A 16,184-nucleotide genomic window follows, 5' to 3' on the forward strand; every position below is an offset into this window, starting at 1 on the left:
GCGCGGTCAGTCGTCGCCTTCGGCCGTCGCCTGTCCGCCGGCCTCGGCCGCGGCCGTCGCGTTGTCTTCGAGGTAGTCGTCGGCGTCGAGCGCGGCCTTCACGCCCATGCCACCGGCCGTCGCCGCCTGCTGGTAGTGGTAGTCCACTACGTCACCGGCACCGAATATTCCTTCGACGGCAGTCTTCGTCTGTCCGCCGCCCTCGCCGCCCTGGGTCTCGAGGTAGCCCGCGTCGTCCATCTCGACGCCGGTGCCTTCGAGGTACTCCGTGTTCGGCGTGTGGCCGATAGCGAGGAAGACGGCGCCCACGTCGAAATCGTACTCCTCGGTGTCCGGGTCGTCGAGTTTGTTGGTGGGGTGGCCCTCGGGGTGTTCGACGAGGGTGACGTGGTCGACGCCGTCCTCTTTCGAGCCGTGAATCTCGATGGCCTCGGTGTTTTTCATGATCTCGATGTCACCGGCCTCGACGTGTTCGCGGACGCGGTCGATCCAGTAGTCCTCGGCGCGGAACTCCTCGCGGCGGTGGGCGATGTAGACCGTGTCGGCGAACTTCGTGAGGAAGGAGGCTTCTTCCATCGCCGCGTCGCCGCCGCCGACGACGAGCATATCCTCGCCCCGGAAGAAGGCGCCGTCACAGGTGGCACACGTCGAGACGCCGTGGCCCATCAGCAGGTCCTCGCCGGGAATCCCGAGCGTCCGTGCGCTCGCGCCGGAGGCGGCGATGACGGCGTCGGCGGTGTAGACGGTGCCGTCCCGGAGTTCGACGCGGAACGGGCGCTGACTCTCGTCCACGTCGACGACGATGCCGTGGTCGATCTCGGCGCCGAACTGCTCGGCCTGCTCTTTCATATTGTTCACGAGTTCGGTGCCGTTGATGCCATCCGGGAAGCCGGGGTAGTTCGCCACATCGGTCGTGAGCGTCAACTGTCCCCCCGGCTCGTCACCTTCCAAGACGAGCGGGTCGTTGTTCGAGCGTGCGGCGTAGATGGCGGCGCTCAGGCCGGCAATGCCCGAGCCGGCGATCAGTAACGTGCGGTGTTCGACGGGCTCGTCAGTCATGTCTCGACGTAGTCGTGGCCGGGCTATTAACCCTGCGCTGTCGGGTACCGGGCGCACAACCACGACGACACGCTTAGGGGCCGTCCGGGCCTCCCTTCGGCCATGCCCGCCGACCTCGACGAGAAGACCGATCGGTACGAGGGGCTGCTCGCGGAGGCCCTGTCGGAATCCGAAACCGCCGTCCCGCCGGACACGCCGCTCGGCGAGGCCGCCACCGAGTTCGAGGAGATGGCCCGCTCGTACCTGGAGGACGGTCGCCACTTCCGCGAGGACGGCGACCCGGTCAACGCGCTCGCCGCGTTCTCCTACGGCCACGCCTGGCTCGACGCTGGCGCCCGGATGGGGCTGTTCGACGTGCCCGACGAGGGGCATCTGTTCACCGTGTGATTGCCCGACCGCCTCCGTGAGTACGGGCAGTCTCGCCGTCTGTCGGTGCTTATAAACCCCGGGGGCGTGTTCGAAACGTTCGATGGAGGCGGTCCTCTGGTACGTGCTGACGGGTACTCGCGGGGGCGAGAACCGGGTGCGCATCCTGCGTGCGCTCGACGAGCGCCCGCGAAACGCCAATCAACTCGCCGAGGACCTCGATCTCGACTACAAGACGGTTCGACACCACCTGGACGTTCTCATGGACAACGACATCCTGACGAACAGCGGCGACGACTACGGAGCGGTGTACCTGCCGACGGACCGCGCCCGGCACAACTGGGATACAGTCGAGGAGATACTGGCGGAGGTCGAGTGAGTATGGTCGAATTTGGGAAAGTGCATATACGACGGAGGCGCCAAGGGAGGCAAGCATGGGTATCTGGTTAGATGCGGCGAGTGCGGCCACGGCGCTGAACGTCGTCTTGCTCGTGGTCCTCGTCGGTATCTGGGGCCGAAACTACCGCTCGTTCGGGTCCAAACACGCCCTGGGACTGGCCCTGTTCGGCGTGCTCCTCCTCGCGGAGAACGTCCTCGCGTTCTACTACTACGTCCTCGACCCGCAGGTCGCGACCCTGCTCAACAGCGCCGCTCCCGTCGCCGGCCGCGCCATGATGTCCGTCCAGATCCTCGAACTCGCCGCGCTCTGCTTTCTCACCTGGGTCACCTGGGACTGACGACCGCTTCCCAGTTCATTTCCACCTCCGCCTCGGACGCCCCCGTCCAGTCTAGCCGAATTTGGGTGAGAGTCCGGCCGCAGTTGGGAAAATGTACAAATCCTGACTAGTCGAACGGACTGGTGATGTCAGATCAGACGCGACGGAGAGTACTCGCAGCGCTCGGTGGAACAGTCGCGGTCGGCCTCGCCGGCTGCAGCGGTGGCGGCAACGGGACGGCGACTGACGCCGCGACCACCACCGAGGGTGGCATGACGGAGGGTGAATCGACCGATACCGAGATGTCGGAGATGACGACGACGGAGGGTGAGATGACCGAGGGCGGCATGGACGACGGCGAGCAGGCGATGGTCCGTGTCTCCCACATGTCGCCGGACGCGCCCAACGTCGACGTCTACGTCGACGGCGGCGACCCGGTGCTGTCTGACGTCCCCTTCGGCACGACCAGCGACTACCTCCCGCTCCCCGGAGGGACGTACACGGTGACGATCACGGCCGCCGGCGACGCGGACACCGTTGCCTTCGAAGGCGACGTGTCCGTGGAGGCCGGCACCAGCTACACGGTCGCGGCCATCGGCGAACTCACGAGCGAGGACTCCGAGTTCCGCCCGCTCGTCCTCGAAGACGACGTGTCCGACCCCGGCGGCGACTCGGCGCGAGTCCGCGTGGTCCACGCCTCGCCGGACGCGCCCGCAGTGGACGTGACCGTCGCCGCCTCGGGCGACGCCATCGTCGACGGCGCGGCCTTCGGTGACACGGCGTCGGTGACCGTCCCCGCCAACGACTACACGCTCGAAATCCGTGGCGACACGGAGAGCAACGACGGCGACGTGGTCGCCGATTACGACGTGTCACTGAACGGCGGGACGGTGTACACGGCCTTCGCGGCGGGCTACCTCTCGCCCGACGACGAGCCGACGGACGAGGCCTTCGATCTGCTCGTCGAGCAGGACGCCAGTTACTGATCCCCCTGCCCTCGGCTCTCCGAGCCGCCCCGGTACTCCCGCAAGACCTGATATGTTTCGTACGCGAAGACGGCCACCACGAGCGCGATTCCGCCCCACGCGAGCACGGCGAACGCCGTCGCGCCGATGGCGGCCATCAGTCGCTCACCTCCCCGGACTCCGCGGCGTCGTCGAGCCGTCGCACGTCCCGACCGAGGTCGTCGAGGTCGAACCGACCCGGCGTGAGCAGTGCGAACACGACTGCGAGACCGCCGGAGACGAACGCCGCACCGGCGAAAGCCAGCAGGAAGTCCGGGGCGGGCAGGAGGGGGCCGACCCCGGGCACGCTCGCGACCAGACCCCGGAGGGTCGGGAAGAACGCGAGTCCCACCAGCAGGCCGCTGACACTCGCGACGAGCATTCCGTGGCCGCCGGGCCGCGACGAGAAGAGGCCGTAGAGCAGCGGCAGGAACGTCGCGGCGGCCAGCAGGTCGGCCGTCAGGAAAATCCGGAGGACACTGTAGCCCTGTGCGCCGACGAGGGTCGCGGCGAGTGCGACTGCGACCGTCAGCCCGCGCGCACCGAGCGTGAGCGTGCGGTCGTCGGGGTCGTCGAGGAGGGTCGGGAGGTCCGCCGTGACGACGCTGGCGATGGCGTTGAACAGCGTGTCGGCGGTACTCATCACGAGCAGAATGGCGAGCAAAACGACGGCCAGCGCGACCCAGGCCGGGAAGGCACTGTCGACGACGAGGAAGAAGGCCACGTCAGCGTTGTAGCCGGCGCTCGTCGGGTCGGTGACGATAGCGTCGAGTCCGGTCGCCGCGAGGCCGAAGAGGCCGGCGACGAGGATCATCGGGACGACGGCGACGGCGGCGACGAGGAAGGACCGGCGGAGCGTGCGGTCGCTCTCGGCGGCGTAGATGCGTTGCCACCAGGCCTGGTTGAGCATCTCAGCGCCGAGGACCGCGATGGCGACGTAGCCTCCGAACTGCAGGCCCGTGACGAATCCGGGATCGAGCAGGGAGGGATTCCTGGCGGCGACGGAGGCGTGAATCTCTCCGGGACCGCCGAGCGCCAGCAGGGCACCGCCGAAGCCGACGGCGAGCAGCGGGAGGATGACGAGCGTCTGGATCGTGTCGGTGAAGATGCTCGCCTGCAGGCCACCGTAGACGGTGTAGGAGAGGACGAACAGGCCGACGACGGCGGCGGTCTGCCAGCGCGGGACGCCCGCGACGAGTTCGAGCGCGCCGGTGATGCCGGTCATCTCGGCGGCGAGGAAGATGAACATATAGAGGACGGACACGACGAGCACGTACGCGTACATGGCACGTCCGTAGCGTGCGTAGGCGTACTCGGTCAGCGAGTGCCCGTCGGGGAGGTACTCCCGGATTCGCGGGCCGACGACGACGTACGCGAGAAGCGGCAGGGCGCTCCCGGCGGCGTAACCGAACACGGCCGTAATCCCGCCGAAGGCCGCGCCCGCTTCGGCCGGACTGAACAGAATCCAGGCACCCATGCTCGACGCGATGAGCGTCGCCGTCAGCGTCCCGCCGCCCGCGGTTCCACGGGCGCTGATGAAGTCCTCGATGGACCGTACCCGACCCGCGCTGTACCACAGCCCGATGGCGCTGAACGCCCCGAGAACGACGACGGTCGCACCCAGTGCCAGCCGGCTCTCGACCATGGGGTAGCATTGTTCGCTCCCGTATATATAATATAGTGGTATAGGCCAGTTATGAGAACACGTCAGATGACACCATACACCGCATCCGAAATCGCAACACTGCGGTCGAATACGAGGCGTCGGAAAACCGACGCAGGTAGCGAAAGGTTTAAATATCTATCGGACTAACTATGAGTAAGTAGTAGCCCGGTATGTTTTTTGCCTTGCGCACCCGGGCCACCCACCCCCCATCATGAGCGATACAACAACACGGACCAGCACCGAGGAACGCACCCGCGAGAGTACAGAAGCGACGGCGGAGGAGACGAGGACGGCCGGCGAACGGACGGAGACGGACGGCGACGAACGCGAACACGTCTGCCCCGAGTGTGGCGGCAGCGTCGTCAACGATGCGGAACACGGCGAGAGCGTGTGTGACGACTGCGGCCTGGTCATCTCGGAAGACGAGATCGACCACGGGCCCGAGTGGCGTGCGTTCGACTCGGCCGAGAAAGACCAGAAGTCACGCGTTGGTGCCCCCACCACCAACATGATGCACGACAAGGGGCTGTCGACCAACATCGGCTGGCAGGACAAGGACGCCTACGGCCGTTCACTCAACGCGAGCCAGCGACAGAAGATGCAGCGGCTCCGGACCTGGAACGAGCGGTTCCGCACCCGGGATTCGAAAGAGCGGAACCTCAAGCAGGCGCTTGGCGAGATCGACCGCATGGCCTCCGCACTCGGCCTCCCCGAGAGCGTCCGCGAGACGGCCAGCGTCATCTACCGACGGGCGCTCGACGAGGACCTGCTGCCCGGTCGCTCCATCGAAGGGGTCGCCACCGCCGCCGTCTACGCCGCCGCGCGACAGGCCAGCGTCCCGCGCAGCATCGACGAGCTCGTCGCCGTCTCCCGCGTCGGCGAGATGGAGATGACCCGGACCTACCGGTACATCGTCCGGGAACTGAACCTCGAAATCCAGCCCGCCGACCCCGAGAGCTACGTCCCGCGGTTCGTCTCGGACCTCGAACTCTCCGACGAGGTCGAACGCCGCGCCCGCGAACTACTCGACCGGGCCCGCGAGGAGGGGATTCTCAGCGGGAAGTCGCCCGTCGGACTGGCCGCTGCTGCGGTCTATGCCGCCTCACTGCTGGCTAACGAGAAGGTCACACAGTCGGAGGTCAGCGCCGTCGCCAACATCAGCGAAGTCACCATCCGCAACCGCTACAAGGAACTGCTCGAAGCCGGTCAGGTCCCGGCCTGAAACCCGGTAGTTCCGGCACTCGAACCGGCGGCAACCTTTTTATCTTTGCCGTGTGTGAACGAACCACACATGAGGGAGACCTACGTTCGGTTGCTCTGTCCGGAGTGTAAGAAGGGGTGGGAGTCGACCCCGAGCGATCTGCCGTCACACAGACGCACCTATCACTGCCCGAACTGTCACGCGAGCCGGCGGCTCGCGGAGTTTACGCGGACGGAACACGACCTCTCGACGCTGAAGTCCCTCCAGTAGTCAGCCGCTCGTCGAAGAGATGGCCCCACAGGCCTCACACCGAAGGATGAGCGCGCCCTGTTGTTTCTCGAGCTTCGTGTCCGGCAATCCACACTCCGAACAGCGGACGAACTCCTCGACGTAGGCGTCGAGAGCGTCCTGGACCCGTCGCTGATTGAACTCGCCGGTGAGTCGTGCGCGGCCGGACTCGTCGATGTGGCCGCTCGTCCCGAGTTCGCTCTGGAAGAACTTCATGACGTGGTCCTCGTCGCGGCCGAGCCGTTTCGTCGTGTCCTGAAAGTTCTCGTAGACGGTCGCGTTCCCCTCCTGTCGCACCTCCGGGTCGGGAACGTCGAAGCGGTCGCCGCTGCCCTCGATGTCGGGCGTCTCGTCGAGCGCCCGGTCGAGCTGATCGTCGTAGTCCATACCTCATCGATGCCACCGGGTCGACAAAAACCTTTCAAACTCGTCGTTGTGCCCCCCGCTCGGCGGGGCGAACCGCGATCGCAGCGACCCCCCGAACAACTCTCGACAACGGACCTGCCGATGGTTCAACACTTGAAAAACCCCTTATTGCCGGCTCTACTGCGAAGATGCATGTTAACTCTCCTCAGAGTACTACTATTACCCTTGAGTCTTAACGGTCGGATGACCATGAAAAAGCAGGAACTCATCCATCTGCATGGCCTGCTCGCACAGGTGCAGAATCACTACGAGGAGCGGACAGGGAACACCGTAGAGCACGACCGCTACGCGGAGATCAACGTGCGACCCACCTCGATTCACATGTCGAAAGACGATCACAAAGACGCCGTGTTCGCCCTCGCGGGCGGCATCACGTCCGAGATGCGCGACGAAGCGACCGAGCAGGTTCCTGCAGCCGCCGACTGATCGTTCTCCGTCACTTTCAGTTCTCGGGGTTTCGTCTTTAGCGGCCGCGAGTGGGAACTACCGACCTGCCGCCGTCTACTCGTCGATGAGTTCCTCGAACTCCGGCAGGATGTCGTCGTCTCGCGCGCGCTCCTCGCCGATGTCGGCGTCGTCCGTCACTTCGTCCACGGTCGACGTTTCGACGGGGACCTCGTCGGCTGACTCCTCGCTCTCCTCCTCCTCCTCGGCCTCCCCCTCTTCGGCTATCTCCTCGATTTCGACGACCTCCAGCGGGATGTTGTCGAGCCGCTGGCCGATCTCTTTGCGCGCGATGCGGGCCGCGTGTTCGTCGCGCTCGACGTTGAACACTGTCATCTCCAGCTCGAGGGCGACGAGTGACTCGTCGGCAGCGATGAACGCTGGCTCCTGCTCCTCCCCACAGTGCGGGCACGACCGCTCACCCATGTTGATCTCCACGTAGTTGAGGTCAGGGTTGAGCATCTCGCCGGTCTTCGAGATCGCGATCCGGACGGCTTCGTCCGGAGTCTCTACATCGTACACCGGCACAGCGGCCTCCACGACCACTCTGCAGTTCATACACGTCTGTTCTCCGTCCAGTCCTATCAAGGTTGGCGTCCGTTCACGCCCCCCGCGGCAGGTGTTCGGCTCCGCATACCACCCCCAGTCTGCGGTTTCGACCCCCACTCGTAACCGGGAAGGGCGTCCGGCCCGTCCGTCCCGATGATGGAACGGGGTGTCGTCGACCTGTCGTCGCTGTCCGGTGGCTTCGATCTCCAGGCGACCGTCGAGAGCGGCCAGTCGTACCTCTGGGACCGGACCGACGGCCGTATGTATGAGAACCGTGACGGGGGCGCCTACGGCGGCACCGCCTGGTACTGGACGACGGTCCGAACCGACGACGGGACCCCTGCCGTCGTCCGCGTCCGACAGACCGACGGCCGGCTGGAGTGGGAATCGACCGTCGACGCGACCGACCGGCTGCGGCATCGCCTGCGCCTCGACGACGACCTCGGCGCAATCGAGGCCGCGACGCCCGACCGGCCGCTCCTCGGCCGGGCCTTCGACGCCTATCGCGGGATGCGGCTGGTCCGCGACCCGTCGTTCGCGTCGCTCGTCTCGTTCATCTGCTCGGCCCAGATGCGTGTCGGCCGCATCCACGGCATGCAACAGGCCCTGCGAGAGGCCTTCGGCGAGCCTGTCACATTCGACGGCGGGACGTACCACGCCTACCCCACGCCCGAGTCGCTGGCGACCGCGACGGAGGCCGACCTCCGGGAGGTAGGTCTCGGCTACCGGGCCCCCTACGTCAAGCGGAGCGCCGAACTGGTCGCGGACGGCGAACTCGACCCCGATGACGCCACCGGCCGACCGTACGAGGAGGCCCGAGAGTTCCTCACCGGGTTCGTCGGCGTCGGGCAGAAGGTCGCGGACTGCGTCCTCCTGTTCTCGCTCGGCTATCTCGAAGCGGTGCCGCTCGACACCTGGATACGGACGACCATCGAGGAGTACTACCCCGACTGCGAACGGGGCTCCTACGAGGAGACCTCGCGGGCCATCCGGGAGACCTTCGGCGGGGAGTACGCCGGGTACGCCCAGACGTACGTCTTCCACTACCTCCGGTCGGGCGGCGAGTAGGACCACGCATATCACGCCGGCGCGCGATGAGTCGGGTATGAACGAGAGCGACCGCGTCCGCGCACACGTGTTCGTCTCCGGCAAAGTCCAGGGGGTCTACTACCGCGCGAACACCCGCGACACCGCACGGGAGCACGGGATCGACGGCTGGGTCCGCAACCTGGACGACGGCCGCGTCGAAGCCGTCTTCGAGGGGCCCGGGAGCGCGGTCGAGTCGATGGTCGAGTGGTGCCACGAGGGGAGTCCCCGCGCCCGCGTCGACGGCGTCGACGTGGAGTACGAGGACCCCGAAGGAATCGACGGGTTCGAGGTGCGGTACTGACGGGTCGGCGGCCGCGAGTCGGGCCGCTCCCGAAGCCTTACGCCCGGCGCGGTCGAACCCGGGGTCATGATGCACGCCGTCGATCAGTCCGTCCTCGACGAGAACGCCGCGGCACTGGGGGTGCCACGGAAGCAGTTGATGGAGTCGAGTGGCAACGCCGTCGCACGGGTCGTCCGCGAGTACGCCGCCCCCGGCGATTCCGTCGCCATCGTCGCCGGCCGCGGGAACAACGGCGGTGACGGCTTCGTCGCCGCCCGCTTCCTCTCGGCCCACGACGTGACCGTCCACCTCCTCGGCCGTGCCGAGACCATCACCACCGACATCGCGGCCGAGAACTGGGACGCACTCGGGCAGGCCGCGGTCGACGCCCGCGAGGTCCGGGACTCGTCGGCGCTCGACCTGGACGACCCCGACGTGATCGTCGACGCGATGCTCGGCACCGGCGTCACGGGCGCGCTTCGCGAACCGGAGGCGACGGCCGCCGACCGCATCGACGCCGCCGACGCGACGGTGATCTCCGTCGACGTTCCCTCCGGCGTCGACGCGGACACGGGCGAGGCCGACGGCACCGCCGTCGACGCCGACCACGTCGTTACCTTCCACGAGACGAAGCCCGGACTCGCCGACGTCGAGGCCGCGGTGACCGTCGCCGACATCGGCATTCCCGAGGCCGCCGAGCTGTTCGTCGAACGTGGCGATCTCCTGCGGCTCTCCCGCGACCCGACGAGCCACAAGGGCGACCACGGCGAGGTGCTCGTGGTCGGTGGCGGCCCCTACACGGGCGCACCGGCACTCTCCGCACAGGCGGCGTTCCGCGCCGGGGCCGACCTCGTCCGTGTCGCCTGTCCGACGGCCATCGCCCGCGAGGTACAGGCGTTCGAGGAGGGTATCATCACCCGGCCACTCGCCGGTGAAATGCTCCGCCCGGAGCACGTCGACCAACTGCTTGACATCGCCGTCGAGCAGGATGCGGTCGTGCTCGGACCCGGCCTGGGCGACGCGAACGCGACACTGGAGGCCGTGCGGCGGTTCCTCGCCGAGTTCGACGGCCGGGCCGTGGTCGACGCCGACGCGCTCCAGGTCGTCCCCGAAGTCGAGACCGCCGCCACGCTCCTCTGTACCCCCCACCAGGGCGAACTCCGGAAGATGGGCGGGGAGACGGCCGACGACTGGCGCGACCGCATGGCTCTCGTCGAGTCCTTCGCCGACGACGTCGACGCGACGCTGCTCGTCAAGGGGGCCTACGACGTGGTTTCGGACGGCGAGACGACGCGGGCCAACCGGACCGGCAACCCCGGCATGACCGTCGGCGGGACCGGCGACGTGCTGGCGGGCATCGCCGGTGCGCTCGTCTCCGTTCTCGAACCCCACCACGCCGCCGCAGTCGCCGCGTACGCGAACGGTCGGGCGGGCGACATTGTCGTCGACGAGCGGGGCTACGGGCTGGTCGCCTCGGACCTGCTCGACGCCGTTCCCGAGGCGATGTGGGGTGACGACGATGACTGAGAGCGAGGGAGGCGACGGCCGTGGCGGGGAGGGAGCTACCGACGCTGACCTCACCCACACCGACGAGTCCGGGGACGTACAGATGGTCGACGTGGGCGACAAGCCCGACACGGCACGGCGAGCGGTCGTCCGGGGAGAAATCGCACTCCAGCCGTCGACGGTCGACGCGATCCGTGACAACGACCTCTCGAAGGGCGACGTGCTGGCGACCGCCCGCGTCGGCGCCGTCCAGGCCGTCAAACACACCTGGGAGACGATCCCGATGTGCCACCAGATCCCGATCACGAACGTCGAGACGGACTTTTCCCTCGACGAGGACCGGGTCGAACTGGAAGTCGCGGTGGAGACGACCGGCAAGACCGGTTGCGAGATGGAGGCCCTGGAGGGGGTCACGACGGGGCTGAACGTCGTCTGGGACATGGTCAAGGCCGCCGAGAAGGACGACGATGGTCAGTATCCCGACACCGCGATCAGGGACGTGCGGGTCGTCTCGAAGGAGAAAAGAGAGCTGAACTGAGTGGCGACACCGGCGCCGTGCCGGACCGACAAGACTCTTTCGGCGGGCGGCCAAACCCCGAGGTTAAATACGATCAGGAACTAGTACTGTCCATGAGACACTTCGGTCTGAAGGTGCGAATGGCGATCGTCGGTTCGATCCTGTTCGCGTTCTACGCCGTCGCCGCCGTCGTCGCGATGGCGGCGTTCGGCACCGGCGTCCTCCCCATCGTCCTCGTCGGGAGCGTCCTCCTCGTCGGAATCCAGTACAAGGTCGGGAAGTGGGCCGCCCTCCGGTCGGTCGGCGCCGAAGACCTCGACGAGAACCGGTATCCCGAGATACACCGCAGCGTCGACCGCATCTGCCAGGACATGAACCTGGAGAAGCCGAGCATCAAGATCGCCCAGATGGGCGTCCCCAACGCCTTCGCTGTGGGGCGTCGCGGTAACGGTACCGTCGTCATCTCCGAGGAACTCATCCAGATCCTCGAGCACGACGAACTCGAGGGGGTCATCGCTCACGAACTCGCGCACATCGACAACCGCGACGTGGTGCTGATGGTCCTCGGACAGGGGATCGCCTCCATCGTCGCCATCGTCGCCCAGTACGTCGTCCTGCTGACCGGCGACAACGAACTGGCGGATTTCTTCCTCGCCCTCGTCGTCGGCCAGATCGTCCAGATGTTCGTCATGCTGTTCGTGCTCGCCATCTCGCGGTACCGCGAGTACGTGGCCGACGCCGACGCCGCCCGCTCCATCGGCCGCGGCGATCCGCTCGCCCGTGCGCTGGAGAAAATCAGCCAGGGGAACCAGCGCGCCTCCGACTCGAAAGTCGACGAGAAAGTCAACGCCCTCTGTATCTTCGGCGACGGGAAGGGCATCGCCCGCTTCCTCTCGACGCACCCCCCGACCGAGAAACGCATCGCACGCCTCCGTAACTGATGGCGGTCCCGGTTCGCGACCTGCTGGCTGCCGTTCTCGGCGTCCTGCTCGGGCTGGTCATGATCGCCTACCCACAGGTGATCGTCCAGGTCCACACCGTCGGTCGCCGGCCACGCACGCCCGGCCCGGCGGGTCCCGACGGCGACACCGACGCGAAGTGGCTGTGGCTCGTTCGAGTGCTCGGCGTCGCCTGTCTGGGCATCGGCGGCGTCATCGGTGCCGGCCTGCTGAACCTGTTCTGATCAGGCCGACTCGGCGGGGACGAGTTCGCCGGCCTTGGCCCGCGACTGCTCGACGACCGAGGGGCGAGCCTCGAACTCGATGACGACCTCGTCGCCGTAATCGACCGTCTCGACGTTCGCGTTGTCGTGAATCCACGAGACGAGGCTCATCGTGTCGTCGGTCATCGGGAGGACGAGGCGTTCGTGCTGGAAGTCGGGGAGTTCCCCGTCGATTCGGGTCCGGAGATCGTCGATTCCGGCGCCGGATCTGGCGCTGACGGCGACGGGATTGGGAGCGAGTGCCGACAGCGACTCGCGTTTCCGCGATAGCTCCTCGTCGTCCACTTTGTCGATCTTGTTCAGGACGGTGACGATGGGTGCCTCGTTTCGCTCGTAGAGGGTGTCGTGGCAGGTGACGAGCTTCTCGTGAATATCGTCGATGGGCTCGCTCACGTCGACGACGAGGAGGACGAGGTCGGCGCGGTAGACTGCGTCGAGCGTCGACTTGAACGACTCGACGAGCCAGTGCGGGAGGTCGGTGATGAACCCGACCGTGTCGGTGACGAGCACGTCCCGTTCGTCCATGTCGGCGCGGCGGGTCGTCGTCCCGAGCGTGGTGAAGAGTCGGTCCTCGCTCTCGGCGGTCGAATCGAGGTCCGGGTGGAGGCGTTCGTTCTCGTCGACGTCGAGGTCTTCGGCGAGCCGGCGCAACAGCGTCGACTTCCCGGCGTTGGTGTACCCCGCGAGGGCCACGAGGTCGAACCCCGATTCACGGCGCTGTTCGCGGCGGTGCTGTTCGGTCTGCTCGATGTCTTCCAGTTCGTCCCGGATGCGCGCGATCTGGGCCTTGATGTCCCGTTCCCGGCTCTCGTCGTATTCGCCGAGCCCCATGAACCCCGGCCGCTCGTCGCGTCTGGCGAGGCTCGCCTTCGCCTCGGCCCGGGGGAGTTCGTACCGAAGTTCCGCGAGTTCGACCTGGAGTTGGGCTTTCCGGGTGTGTGCACGCTGGCCGAATATCTCGAGGATGAGTCGGAACCGGTCGATGAGTCGGACGCCGTCGGGCAGGACGTTCCCGAGGTTGTACGTCTGGTAGGGACCCAGCTGATTGTCGAAGATGACGACAGCAGCGTCCTCGCGGGCGACCAGGGCCGCGAGCGACTCGGCCTTCCCTTCCCCGACGTGCATTGCCGGGTCCTCGGTCCGGGTCTGGGTGAGTTCGCCCACGACGTCGTACCCGGCCGCGCGAGCCAACTCCCGGATTTCGGCCGTGTCGGCCGTCCCGGAGTCTACCCGTTTGGCGACGACCGCCTGCTCCGTCCGTACTGGTTCGTCCGTCACTTATCCAGAAATAAGATACGCTGGTATTTAAAAACCCGGCCGGCTCGCGTCCGGCGGTTCCCCGGCGAGCCGGAGCTGCGGGTGGTGGGGTCCCGACCCGTGGTCGGTCCGCAGTCACGGACGCTCGCCCGACGTATCAGCGCACGTAGGTCGGCTGGATATCGAGAACTCCGGCCGGGCACAAGAGTCTTAACCCAGGCTGGCAAGAGGGGTATCATGGCCGATATATTCGATCCGACACAGATCGGTCTCGAAGTCGGCGGCGGCGCACTGATCGGTGGCGTCATCGGCTTCGCGGCCAAGAAGGTCGCGAAGATCATCGCCATTATCGTCGGGCTGGAACTCGCCCTCTTCAAATTCCTCGAAACCAAGGGCATCCTCGTGGTGAACTGGGAGGCCATCGGCGGCGCTGCCACCGATGCGGGTGGACAGGCCGCCGAAGCCCCGGGCTGGATCGTCAGCCTCCTCTCGGCCCTGCCGGTCACGGCGGGGTTCACCGGCGGCTTCCTCGTCGGCTTCAGAAAAGGGTAGCCGGGCGGTCAGGGTGACGGCGGCGTCGGCGTCGGTCGCGGCGGCGACGGGCCGCCCGGTCCTGGACCGGGGCCGGGCCGACCTGGCCCAGCATCGGTCTCCGGCGTTGGTTTCGGTTCTTTCTCGCCGCTCGTGAGGAACTCGACGACGTTCCCGAGCAGCACTTCGTTGTCGGCGACCGTGTGGAAGTCCGGGCTGAGGAACGAACTGTCCGCGAGCGCGGTGACGTTCCCGTTCCGGGCGGCGACTGCGTAGGTCCCCGCGGACCGCGTCGACTGGAGCTGCGTCCCGTCTATCGCGGTCAGGCGCGTCGTCGCGTTGTCCTCGTCCACCGTGAGCCGCGTCGCCTGCGGGAGGGCGACCCGGTCGACGCCGTCGGTGAGCGATCCGTTCCCCGTCGGCGTCGCGTAGACGTACTGGAAGTTGTTCGCGTTCTCTTCCATGTTGAACAGGTAGTCGGTCCCGACGTCGAACCCGTACGTGGAGGCCAGCGGCGTCAGCTGGCTCTGAATCCGCTGGACGGAGACGCCAATCGGGCCGCCACCGCCGCCGAGGCCGACGCTGACGCTTTCGGGTTCGGCGAGCATGACGACGCGTCCGCCACGCTCGGTGAAGTTCCGGACGCCGTTGACTTCACTCGTCGAGTAGCGTACCCCGGGGCTGATGACCACCAACGCGTCGGCCCGAGCGAGCGAGGCGTTCAGCGGCCGTTGAGTGGACGGCGGGCCGAAGCCGGACCCGGCCTGCTGGCCGGCGCCGTGGAACCGGACCTCGTGACCCGATTCGACGAGCGCGTCGACGAACGGCTGAATCTCGCTCCGCGAGAAACTGTTTGCGTGGGCCGCGTCGACGACGACGACCTTGCCGGACTCGTTCCCGTCGACGGAAACGTTCCCTCGCTCGTCGAAGTCGTCGGCGAGGATCGCGTCGGAGTCGAACGTGCTCGCGTTCTCGGGCTGGACACCGGGCGGTGCGCCACCGCCGAGAACGGCCGGTGCGACGGCGGCGGCGCCGACGACCAGCGCCACGACGACGACGAAGACGCCGGCGTACTTGGCGAGGCTAGCCATCGACGCTCACCTCCGTATCGTTGGTGAGCCGGCCATAGAGGGCGTAGTACTGCGGTGCCTCGACGCCACGGAAGCCGAACGGGTCCTCCTCGAGGAGGACTGTCCGATTCCCGGCGCCGTCGCCGCCGGCGAGGAGGATGCCGACGTTCCGCCGGGGCGGTTCGAGCCGCTGGACCCGGTAGTTGTCGATGCCCGCTTCGTTTGCGGCGTGGGCGATGGCGCTGTCGATGCCACCGATCCGGTCGGCGACGCCGTTCTCGACGGCTCGCGCGCCGGAGTAGACCTTGGCGTATGCCAGCCGTTCACGCGGGGTCCCGTTCGAACGCAGTTTCTCGCCACGGTGTTCGTACACCGTATCGAGAAAGAGCGTCTGGAGGGTCTGCAGTCGCGTTCGCGCGTCGTCGGCGGTGCCACCGGTCGGCTTGTCCGGCCCCGTGAATATCTGCCCGCCGGCGGTCGTCGGGCCGCTCGGGACGGACCCGATGACGCCGACGCTCCCGACCAGTGAGCCGGGCGTCGTGTAGATTCGGTCGGCCGGTAGCATCGCCCAGTACGCGCCGGACGCGCCGATACCGCCGACGCTCGCGACGACCGGCTTGCGTGACGCGGTCTTGTTCACCGCGAGATACAGCGACTCAGTCGCGGCGACGGTCCCGCCGGGGCTGTTGACCCGGAGCACCACCGCCTTCACCGATCCATCCTGGCGCACCCGACGGAGGTCCTCACGGACCGCCTCCACCGAGTCCGCCGTGATCGGCCCTTCGAGGGAGACCACGGCGACCTTGTCGGGCTGGGGGCTCGACAGACTCGGTGCGTAGGGCGCCACCACCGCACCAATCAGGACGGCAACGACCACGACGATCACGTACCGCCACGCGCTCGTCCCGGTCGATTCACCTAACTGTGACATGATGCACGGCTCACCTCACGCCACCTCACAAGAAGCGTTTTCAAACACCTATTACGTTTCTA

At 67.1% G+C, this 16,184-nt stretch carries 22 protein-coding genes; 14 read left to right on the forward strand and 8 right to left on the reverse strand.

The window, feature by feature from the left end; genetic code table 11:
- Positions 1 to 6 precede the first annotated feature (6 nt).
- Complete coding sequence (locus MUG96_RS10965) at positions 7 to 1,059, reverse strand: NAD(P)/FAD-dependent oxidoreductase (protein WP_246982628.1); 1,053 nt, start codon at positions 1,057 to 1,059, stop codon at positions 7 to 9.
- Between the two features lie 102 nt (positions 1,060 to 1,161).
- Between MUG96_RS10965 and MUG96_RS10970 the strand changes: the two genes are divergently transcribed.
- From MUG96_RS10970 to MUG96_RS10985, 4 genes are all read left to right on the forward strand, one after another.
- Positions 1,162 to 1,446 (forward strand): DUF357 domain-containing protein, encoded by a 285-nt coding sequence (locus tag MUG96_RS10970; protein ID WP_246982630.1) that lies wholly within the window; start codon positions 1,162 to 1,164, stop codon positions 1,444 to 1,446.
- 82 nt (positions 1,447 to 1,528) lie between these two features.
- Positions 1,529 to 1,804, forward strand: coding sequence for an ArsR/SmtB family transcription factor (locus tag MUG96_RS10975; protein WP_246982631.1), 276 nt, complete (start codon positions 1,529 to 1,531; stop codon positions 1,802 to 1,804).
- A gap of 55 nt (positions 1,805 to 1,859) precedes the next feature.
- On the forward strand, positions 1,860 to 2,162 hold the full coding sequence (locus MUG96_RS10980; RefSeq protein ID WP_246982632.1) for a DUF8036 family membrane protein: 303 nt from the start codon (positions 1,860 to 1,862) through the stop codon (positions 2,160 to 2,162).
- A gap of 125 nt (positions 2,163 to 2,287) precedes the next feature.
- Positions 2,288 to 3,127, forward strand: coding sequence for a DUF4397 domain-containing protein (locus tag MUG96_RS10985; protein ID WP_246982633.1), 840 nt, complete (start codon positions 2,288 to 2,290; stop codon positions 3,125 to 3,127).
- On the opposite strand, the gene MUG96_RS10990 is transcribed toward MUG96_RS10985, so the two are convergent.
- Positions 3,121 to 3,264, reverse strand: a complete 144-nt coding sequence (locus tag MUG96_RS10990) for a hypothetical protein (protein WP_246982634.1) — start codon at positions 3,262 to 3,264, stop codon at positions 3,121 to 3,123. The two genes, MUG96_RS10985 and MUG96_RS10990, sit on opposite strands and share 7 nt — an antisense overlap.
- The gene (locus MUG96_RS10995; RefSeq protein WP_246982635.1) at positions 3,264 to 4,790 is read right to left on the reverse strand and encodes a sodium:solute symporter family transporter; all 1,527 of its coding nucleotides are present in this window, start codon (positions 4,788 to 4,790) and stop codon (positions 3,264 to 3,266) included. The genes MUG96_RS10990 and MUG96_RS10995 overlap by 1 nt, the downstream gene beginning before the upstream one ends.
- 232 nt (positions 4,791 to 5,022) lie before the next feature.
- Here MUG96_RS10995 and MUG96_RS11000 point away from each other — a divergent pair, with 232 nt between their 5' ends.
- Positions 5,023 to 6,033 carry a transcription initiation factor IIB gene (locus MUG96_RS11000; RefSeq protein WP_246982641.1) on the forward strand — a complete coding sequence of 337 codons (1,011 nt, stop codon included), beginning with the start codon at positions 5,023 to 5,025 and terminating at the stop codon, positions 6,031 to 6,033.
- A gap of 69 nt (positions 6,034 to 6,102) precedes the next feature.
- Positions 6,103 to 6,282 carry a DUF7836 family putative zinc-binding protein gene (locus tag MUG96_RS11005; protein WP_246982643.1) on the forward strand — a complete coding sequence of 60 codons (180 nt, stop codon included), beginning with the start codon at positions 6,103 to 6,105 and terminating at the stop codon, positions 6,280 to 6,282.
- Here MUG96_RS11005 and MUG96_RS11010 read toward each other — a convergent pair whose 3' ends face one another.
- Entirely contained in the window at positions 6,283 to 6,687 is a 405-nt protein-coding gene (locus MUG96_RS11010; RefSeq protein WP_246982645.1) for a translation initiation factor IF-2 subunit beta, read from the reverse strand. It abuts the gene before it with no gap.
- Positions 6,688 to 6,915: 228 nt separating this feature from the next.
- Here MUG96_RS11010 and MUG96_RS11015 point away from each other — a divergent pair, with 228 nt between their 5' ends.
- Positions 6,916 to 7,152, forward strand: coding sequence for a UPF0058 family protein (locus MUG96_RS11015; RefSeq protein WP_246982647.1), 237 nt, complete (start codon positions 6,916 to 6,918; stop codon positions 7,150 to 7,152).
- 75 nt (positions 7,153 to 7,227) lie between these two features.
- On the opposite strand, the gene MUG96_RS11020 is transcribed toward MUG96_RS11015, so the two are convergent.
- Entirely contained in the window at positions 7,228 to 7,728 is a 501-nt protein-coding gene (locus MUG96_RS11020; RefSeq protein WP_246982649.1) for a DUF555 domain-containing protein, read from the reverse strand.
- A 147-nt stretch (positions 7,729 to 7,875) separates the two neighbouring features.
- On the opposite strand from MUG96_RS11020, the gene MUG96_RS11025 reads away from it, so the two are divergent.
- The 6 genes from MUG96_RS11025 (at position 7,876) to MUG96_RS11050 (ending at position 12,294) form a co-directional block, all read left to right on the forward strand.
- The gene (locus MUG96_RS11025; RefSeq protein WP_246988675.1) at positions 7,876 to 8,787 is read left to right on the forward strand and encodes a DNA-3-methyladenine glycosylase family protein; all 912 of its coding nucleotides are present in this window, start codon (positions 7,876 to 7,878) and stop codon (positions 8,785 to 8,787) included.
- 37 nt (positions 8,788 to 8,824) lie between these two features.
- Positions 8,825 to 9,109, forward strand: coding sequence for an acylphosphatase (locus tag MUG96_RS11030; protein ID WP_246982651.1), 285 nt, complete (start codon positions 8,825 to 8,827; stop codon positions 9,107 to 9,109).
- Positions 9,110 to 9,175: 66 nt separating this feature from the next.
- The gene (locus MUG96_RS11035) at positions 9,176 to 10,615 is read left to right on the forward strand and encodes an NAD(P)H-hydrate dehydratase (RefSeq protein ID WP_246982659.1); all 1,440 of its coding nucleotides are present in this window, start codon (positions 9,176 to 9,178) and stop codon (positions 10,613 to 10,615) included.
- On the forward strand, positions 10,608 to 11,132 hold the full coding sequence (gene moaC, locus MUG96_RS11040) for a cyclic pyranopterin monophosphate synthase MoaC (protein ID WP_246982661.1): 525 nt from the start codon (positions 10,608 to 10,610) through the stop codon (positions 11,130 to 11,132). Before MUG96_RS11035 ends, moaC begins: the two co-directional genes overlap by 8 nt.
- Before the next feature lie 119 nt (positions 11,133 to 11,251).
- Positions 11,252 to 12,052: a M48 family metallopeptidase gene (locus MUG96_RS11045; RefSeq protein ID WP_373222112.1), complete on the forward strand. Its 801-nt coding sequence runs from the start codon at positions 11,252 to 11,254 to the stop codon at positions 12,050 to 12,052.
- Complete coding sequence (locus MUG96_RS11050) at positions 12,052 to 12,294, forward strand: hypothetical protein (RefSeq protein ID WP_246982666.1); 243 nt, start codon at positions 12,052 to 12,054, stop codon at positions 12,292 to 12,294. Before MUG96_RS11045 ends, MUG96_RS11050 begins: the two co-directional genes overlap by 1 nt.
- Here the strand turns inward: MUG96_RS11050 and hflX are convergent, their stop codons facing one another.
- Positions 12,295 to 13,611, reverse strand: a complete 1,317-nt coding sequence (hflX, locus tag MUG96_RS11055) for a GTPase HflX (protein ID WP_246982670.1) — start codon at positions 13,609 to 13,611, stop codon at positions 12,295 to 12,297.
- Between the two features lie 216 nt (positions 13,612 to 13,827).
- On the opposite strand from hflX, the gene MUG96_RS11060 reads away from it, so the two are divergent.
- Positions 13,828 to 14,142: an FUN14 domain-containing protein gene (locus tag MUG96_RS11060; protein ID WP_246982672.1), complete on the forward strand. Its 315-nt coding sequence runs from the start codon at positions 13,828 to 13,830 to the stop codon at positions 14,140 to 14,142.
- 8 nt (positions 14,143 to 14,150) lie between these two features.
- On the opposite strand, the gene MUG96_RS11065 is transcribed toward MUG96_RS11060, so the two are convergent.
- Both MUG96_RS11065 and MUG96_RS11070 read right to left on the reverse strand, forming a co-directional pair.
- Complete coding sequence (locus MUG96_RS11065) at positions 14,151 to 15,212, reverse strand: DUF4350 domain-containing protein (RefSeq protein ID WP_246982674.1); 1,062 nt, start codon at positions 15,210 to 15,212, stop codon at positions 14,151 to 14,153.
- A complete protein-coding gene (locus tag MUG96_RS11070; RefSeq protein WP_246982676.1) occupies positions 15,205 to 16,122 on the reverse strand; it encodes a S49 family peptidase in 918 nt (305 codons plus the stop codon). The genes MUG96_RS11065 and MUG96_RS11070 overlap by 8 nt, the downstream gene beginning before the upstream one ends.
- Positions 16,123 to 16,184: the final 62 nt, after the last annotated feature.

It is taken from the genome of Halorientalis marina (genome assembly GCF_023028345.1).
Classification (GTDB): Archaea; Halobacteriota; Halobacteria; order Halobacteriales; family Haloarculaceae; genus Halorientalis; species Halorientalis marina.

Coding starts and splice junctions, on each gene's coding strand:
- MUG96_RS10965 (WP_246982628.1), bottom strand. CDS start 1,059: ATGACTGACGAGCCCGTCGAACACCGCACGTTACTGATCGCCGGCTCG.
- MUG96_RS10970 (WP_246982630.1), top strand. CDS start 1,162: ATGCCCGCCGACCTCGACGAGAAGACCGATCGGTACGAGGGGCTGCTC.
- MUG96_RS10975 (WP_246982631.1), top strand. CDS start 1,529: ATGGAGGCGGTCCTCTGGTACGTGCTGACGGGTACTCGCGGGGGCGAG.
- MUG96_RS10980 (WP_246982632.1), top strand. CDS start 1,860: ATGGGTATCTGGTTAGATGCGGCGAGTGCGGCCACGGCGCTGAACGTC.
- MUG96_RS10985 (WP_246982633.1), top strand. CDS start 2,288: ATGTCAGATCAGACGCGACGGAGAGTACTCGCAGCGCTCGGTGGAACA.
- MUG96_RS10990 (WP_246982634.1), bottom strand. CDS start 3,264: ATGGCCGCCATCGGCGCGACGGCGTTCGCCGTGCTCGCGTGGGGCGGA.
- MUG96_RS10995 (WP_246982635.1), bottom strand. CDS start 4,790: ATGGTCGAGAGCCGGCTGGCACTGGGTGCGACCGTCGTCGTTCTCGGG.
- MUG96_RS11000 (WP_246982641.1), top strand. CDS start 5,023: ATGAGCGATACAACAACACGGACCAGCACCGAGGAACGCACCCGCGAG.
- MUG96_RS11005 (WP_246982643.1), top strand. CDS start 6,103: ATGAGGGAGACCTACGTTCGGTTGCTCTGTCCGGAGTGTAAGAAGGGG.
- MUG96_RS11010 (WP_246982645.1), bottom strand. CDS start 6,687: ATGGACTACGACGATCAGCTCGACCGGGCGCTCGACGAGACGCCCGAC.
- MUG96_RS11015 (WP_246982647.1), top strand. CDS start 6,916: ATGAAAAAGCAGGAACTCATCCATCTGCATGGCCTGCTCGCACAGGTG.
- MUG96_RS11020 (WP_246982649.1), bottom strand. CDS start 7,728: ATGAACTGCAGAGTGGTCGTGGAGGCCGCTGTGCCGGTGTACGATGTA.
- MUG96_RS11025 (WP_246988675.1), top strand. CDS start 7,876: ATGGAACGGGGTGTCGTCGACCTGTCGTCGCTGTCCGGTGGCTTCGAT.
- MUG96_RS11030 (WP_246982651.1), top strand. CDS start 8,825: ATGAACGAGAGCGACCGCGTCCGCGCACACGTGTTCGTCTCCGGCAAA.
- MUG96_RS11035 (WP_246982659.1), top strand. CDS start 9,176: ATGATGCACGCCGTCGATCAGTCCGTCCTCGACGAGAACGCCGCGGCA.
- moaC (WP_246982661.1), top strand. CDS start 10,608: ATGACTGAGAGCGAGGGAGGCGACGGCCGTGGCGGGGAGGGAGCTACC.
- MUG96_RS11045 (WP_373222112.1), top strand. CDS start 11,252: ATGGCGATCGTCGGTTCGATCCTGTTCGCGTTCTACGCCGTCGCCGCC.
- MUG96_RS11050 (WP_246982666.1), top strand. CDS start 12,052: ATGGCGGTCCCGGTTCGCGACCTGCTGGCTGCCGTTCTCGGCGTCCTG.
- MUG96_RS11060 (WP_246982672.1), top strand. CDS start 13,828: ATGGCCGATATATTCGATCCGACACAGATCGGTCTCGAAGTCGGCGGC.
- MUG96_RS11065 (WP_246982674.1), bottom strand. CDS start 15,212: ATGGCTAGCCTCGCCAAGTACGCCGGCGTCTTCGTCGTCGTCGTGGCG.
- MUG96_RS11070 (WP_246982676.1), bottom strand. CDS start 16,122: ATGTCACAGTTAGGTGAATCGACCGGGACGAGCGCGTGGCGGTACGTG.